We start from the raw sequence: 4,455 nt of genomic DNA, 5'->3' as shown, positions 1-4,455 counted from the left end.
TGCAAACCCCACAATTGCCAAAGGCAGGAAGATCTTCATGGTAACAGAGGTGCGGAACTTTAAATCCCGCTTTGGTACAAGCGTGCAGAACCTTGGTATTCTTCAGCACACTCGTGGCTTTGCCATTGATATAGACAGTTATCATCATTACTCCCAAGGCGTTTATTCTCGTTTGCCATTCTCCACAAGCCTTGATATTATGTCAAGCTTGGCGTTGGAGATTATCCCTGACTGCGAGTATTGGCAGATCAAATGGAACTCTGGAGACAGATGAAACCGACGATCTCAATTGGCTACAAAGATGTATACCCACGATGATTATCGCGAGGTTGATACCAGTACATAAACTGGACAGTTCCGCCTGTCTCCAGCTAATTGCTCAATATCCTATTCCCAATCCACTTTTTTAATCAGATGCTGAAATCTGTTCCACTTGGATGTCAGATGATGGTAGCGTCCAGCCACGATGCCCGGTGAAAGCCCCAACTCCTTGGCCAGAGCACACAAATCCTGATCCGATTTACTTTGCAATATCCGCTCGTTAAAAGAGGCAGGAATCAGATAATCGGCTGCAAACTGTTCAGCCTCCTCCTCATCGTTATTGGTGCTTTTGTTGCAACTGATATAGAGCCTTTTTTTGCTGTGGTGTAATATATGAGCAGCTTCATGGAACAAGGAAAACCAGAATATGTCCTCTGCTTTTCCCCTGGCACTAAGGATAATCAAAGCCTTGGTTGATGATAGCCATTTAGATACTCCATTAAAGTGTGCGCCTTTGAATAAAGGGACAAAGACCAAGGCCACACCTGCTTTTGCGAATAGTTCCTGCAGCTTGCTACCAAAGTCCTGAGGAGGATCAATGATCATAGCTTTTGCCTCCTTCAGAGCTTCCCGGAAAGCCTTTGTATTATATGGCAATACCTTCTGGGTTTCAGCGTCTTTGATCCCCATCTCCACGTAGGTGGCAGCCATCAGGGGCGATGTGCTATAAGCCACACTATCTCTGGCACTGGCCATCAGCCGGGAAACATCCTTTTCGAAAGTCTCTTTGGAGCTGGTGCGGAAAAATGCAAACACTTCCCTGGCCTGCGCTATGGGATCTTTAGTTATGTGGATATACCCCCTTTCTGCTAAGACCTTGAGGGGAAACTGCTTGAGCCAAGCGGAGTATTCAACCTTCCGTTTACGCTCCTCGATCAACTTGATTTGTTGCTGATACTGGGCTTCCAGTTTAACCCAAAACTCATTTGATACACCTGTAACCAACTCCAACTTCTGTGCTGTTTCGTGTGTAATCTTTTGCTCTCCTTTGATGATGCGTACCAGGCTCTGCTCCGTCATTCCCATCCTGGACGCAAACTCAGCCTGAGTCATATCCAGACTCTCAATCGTGTCCTGAAGAGTTTCTCCAGGGATTACAGCATAATCCGGAGTGAACTCATATCGCTTTCTCATCCTTCCCTCTCCTTAGTGATAATCCACTATACCCAATATCATGATGGCTACTATTTGGCTCAAGTCCAAGCTGCCATCTGCCTTTTTTTGCAATTCCCTGCAATCCGGCACAAGTATCAAGCGCTTCGGATGTTCCAGATCTACTGCAAACTTTCCATCTAAGTTCCCGGTCAATGGGTGCAATCTTGTGCAGAGTGGCACTTGACTCATATCGCTTGCTGCATTTAATTCCCATAATCTGCGCTTAATCAGCTTCGCGCATTTTGGACCATAGCTTCGCACCATCTCTTTCTCACTCGATAAAAGCTTCATAAGCTTCTTTGTGGTAAAACTAATCTGCATGTCCTATCCTGTCAAGTAGTTTTTATTAACATGCCACGTTAATGATTTTCTCCCAGCCTGATGCCCATCGCATTGCCAATACAGCATTACATCTCACCCCTTCATCTGGCGAATGATTTCCACGGTCTTTACGCTCACGGTGCAGACCCGCATCAGGAGCTCGATCACCTGTTCCTTGTAATCGGCAAAGCGGTAGGTATTGAAGCGTTCGGCGATGGTGGGATCCTTGGGTTTCTTTTCCTTGTATTGGTCCAATATCCATTCCAAGGCACTGCGATTGCCCAGCTTATATTCCCAGGCGCTATCCGGTATGCCGGTAAGGCTGCTATCCTCGTCCAATACAATCGTTCCATGCTCTTTATCTGCTTTCAGCTTGGCTTTGGGGATGCTGCCATCCTCACGGGCAAGAGCGTCCCAGCGGGTAAGCGGATAGGGATCGACCGTTTCAAAGCCAATGTGCAAATCCATGAGCTCTTTACCCCAAGCCACCCACTGCCAAAAATCCTCATAGAAGGGGATGCGGGGTAAACTACGTTTGAGATTCTGCTCATACTTTTGGCGATAGGCCGGATTGTGCAACGCGCCATACACATAGTGGAAAATGTCCTCTTTGCCGATGTTTTGATCCTCATAATGTTCGCGGAACTGTGCCATAGCCCAGTCTGTGATGTTGTCATTGCGAGTGCCATCCTGAGAGTAGGTGTAGAGGGGAAGACATTGAGAATCGCCTATGAAATGGAGGTCACACAGCCTGTTCGAACCAAGAACTGAGAAGTCTCTTGACCCCATGCAGTTAACAGCTATGAGATTGTTAGCATCAGAGCCTGTCGGAAAAAACAACGGCATTTGATACCTCATCTCGTTGAGCTCCTGGCTGTAATATAGTACCTTAACCACATATGGCCTGTAATTGCATGGCTGAATCTGCTCGGGTTTAAGCTGATATTGAACACCCTTCATTAAGTCTTTTTTGACTGCTCTTGTCCATTTGATTTCGTTCTTATCGATATCAGCCCTGTTTGAAGCATTATTGTATGTGTCAATTAGAGTTGCAACCTTATTCACGAGAATCGAAGTTTCATAGTCATAAACCCATTCATCTCTATTAGTTACAAGACCTAAGGAATACATGGAGAATACTGCGTTTTGATTTGATCCAAGTTTCACACTCTTATCAGCAACCGGCATCAACTCCTCCCAATCATTATCAGTGAGGTTGATCCAGTTGTTATTCTTATCCGGTTCGATGTGAGTAAAGGGGATGTCTTTGAGCGCGTTAGAGCAGAGCCACTGCAGTTTATCGTCTTTGCGCCATTCATCCTGCATCGTGAAATATGAGATACGGCACTGCTTGTTTACGCGTGGGTGCAAGCGCACCAGGAACATGATTGCGACTCCGGTTTGGATGCCAAAGACGTTGTTCGCGGTTCCCGATATTTTGGGATTTTGGCGCACATCGCTTCTGGTATCGATGATGTAGGCAAAGTCAAACTCATCGGACACAATCTTGCGGAAGCCATCAAAAGTACGGCTATCGATAAAAGAACGGTTTGTGATATAAGCGATTACTCCATTCTGATCCAGCCTGTCCATCGCCCAGCGATAGAACCTGGCATACATATCATAGACCTTGGTTTTTTGGGCGGTGCTGTGTTTGATATAGGTGTCTTTGATGCGTTTATCGATCTTGGGGTAGGCGCGGTTTTTATTGTTCTCGTTTTCATTCATCTGGTTGGCATTATAGGGTGGATTGCCGATGATCACGGAGATTTTGCGTTCGTTCTGGCGTTTGATGCGTTCGGCGTTTTCGTCCGTAACGCTGAAGATATCTTGCTCCCCGCCTTCGCGTACATTCACGTAGTTATCCAGGGTATCCACAAAGCATAGGTTTTCAAATTCCGCGTAGCTCTGCATCTTCTGTTTGTAGGTAAATTCGATGTTGAGATTGGCGATGTAATAGGGTAGGATTTCCACTTCATTGGCATGGAGTTCGTGGCGATATTTATATTCCAGCTTGTCAGACGCGATGTGATCGATGATATCGCAGATGAAGGTTCCGGTGCCGGTGGCGGGATCAAGGATTTCCACTTCGTGGTCTTCCAGCATCTTGCCAAAGTGTTTGTGCAGCAGGTAGTCTGTGCTGTGGATCATGAAGCGCACGATCTCATTGGGAGTATAGACCACGCCCAGGCGGTCTGCCTTTTTGGAATTGTAGCTTTTATAAAATGTTTCATAGACCACCTTGAGGAACTTCTGTTTTTCGTGATGGTCGGCAATTTGCGCAGCGCGGGCATTGATCGTATCATAATAATGCTTTATTGTAGCCAGGCTTTGGTGACGTAAATCTCTGCTGAAGAAGGTATTCACCAGCTTTTCCAGTTCGCGGGCAATGTTATTTTCCTGATGGAAGTAGGGCTCATCAAAGATGGTATTGAAGATATCCGCAGTAAGGATATGCTGGATCACCATTTCGCGGATGTCTTCTTTGGTGATGGCGGGGTTCACCACATCCCGCAAGAGTTCCAGAAAGGAATCCCGGTTGGAGCAATACTTCTTGTTGCTTTCTGCCTCGCGGATGATCAGCTCGCGGAGGGCTTCGGTTACGATGGGCACATCCCGCTTAAAGAGTTCAATGGCCTGGCGAAATTCACGTACTTC

At 46.4% G+C, this 4,455-nt stretch carries 3 protein-coding genes; all 3 read right to left on the bottom strand.

Annotated features, from left to right (window positions below):
• Positions 1 to 387: 387 nt before the first annotated feature.
• Positions 388 to 1,455 (bottom strand): HigA family addiction module antitoxin, encoded by a 1,068-nt coding sequence (locus tag PHF32_08595; GenBank protein MDD4560773.1) that lies wholly within the window; start codon positions 1,453 to 1,455, stop codon positions 388 to 390.
• Positions 1,456 to 1,467: 12 nt separating this feature from the next.
• Positions 1,468 to 1,797 carry a killer suppression protein gene (locus tag PHF32_08590; protein MDD4560772.1) on the bottom strand — a complete coding sequence of 110 codons (330 nt, stop codon included), beginning with the start codon at positions 1,795 to 1,797 and terminating at the stop codon, positions 1,468 to 1,470.
• Positions 1,798 to 1,890: 93 nt separating this feature from the next.
• The coding region (locus PHF32_08585; GenBank protein MDD4560771.1) for an N-6 DNA methylase at positions 1,891 to 4,455 on the bottom strand (2,565 nt) is incomplete at its 5' end.

The organism is Candidatus Cloacimonadota bacterium, assembly GCA_028706475.1.
Lineage (GTDB): Bacteria > Cloacimonadota > Cloacimonadia > Cloacimonadales > Cloacimonadaceae > UBA5456.
This window is presented reverse-complemented; position numbering and strand designations above follow the sequence as displayed.